General features: G+C 66.4%; 1 protein-coding gene. It reads right to left on the reverse strand.

What is annotated here, in order from left to right; all coding sequences use genetic code 11:
* Positions 1-16 precede the first annotated feature (16 nt).
* Positions 17-787 carry a transposase family protein gene (locus HKK72_RS39460; protein WP_187239459.1) on the reverse strand — a complete coding sequence of 257 codons (771 nt, stop codon included), beginning with the start codon at positions 785-787 and terminating at the stop codon, positions 17-19.
* Between the last annotated feature and the right edge of the window lie 131 nt (positions 788-918).

Here is a 918-nt window from a genome sequence, read left to right on the forward strand (position 1 = left end):
TGAGCTGATTCCAACCTCATCTGGCCTGGTGGTGGAGGGTGAGGATGGCCTGGACGGTGGCGGTCAGGCGGCCGGGTGAGCAGCGGGCCTTGCGGAGAATGTGCCAGCCCTTGAGTGTTGCGGCGCCCTGCTCGCCGAGTGCGCGGACCTTGGCGTGGTGCCGGTTGAACGGCTTCTTGCGTTTCCCGAGCTTGCGGCTCTTCCCGCGCTTGTATGGGGTGCCGATTGCGCCGCCGGCGCCCACGTATGCCTTGTCGGCGTAGCAGGCGATCGCGCGGTGGGTGAGCGCGTCGATGATGCCGTGGGTGCGGGCGGCGGTCAGATCATGGACCGAGCCGGGCAGTATCGGCGAGGCCCAGATCAGCCGACCGTGCGGATCGGTCAGGAACTGGATGTTCACACCGTGCCGGTGATGCTTGCCGCTGTAGTACAGCCGATCGTTGGCGCCGGACAGCCTGTCGATCGGCGCCAGGGTGCCGTCCAAGATGACGTAGGCCTTGCGCTGCGCGATCCGCATCGCTTCTCGCAGGCCAGGGGCCAGGTCGGCGAGCAAGGCAACGACCTCGGTGACGTAGCGGTGCGCGGTCGCGGTTCCGATCCCGAACGCCGCCGCCAGACGGGCGAAGGTGTCGTTGCGGCGCAGATGCACCAGTACCAGCAGCGCCTGGCGGTCTGGGCCCAGTACCCGCCACCGTGACCCGATTCGGTCCCGGTGATCGCGCACCAGCCCGGCCACGAACGCCAGGGTCGAACGCGACAGATCCAGCGCGGCACGGTAGAACAGCACATGAAGCTCCTGTGTGGACAAGGTTGATCTTGGTCGACAACCTCATCTACCAGGAGCTTCACTCATTCATAGCCCGTATCCGCCGCCTGCGACCAGCCCGTGACCTGCACGCTCAGGCTGAAATCAGCTCA

Origin of the sequence: Actinomadura sp. HBU206391 (assembly GCF_014323665.1) — a bacterium.
In the GTDB taxonomy this organism is placed as follows: domain Bacteria; phylum Actinomycetota; class Actinomycetes; order Streptosporangiales; family Streptosporangiaceae; genus Actinomadura_C.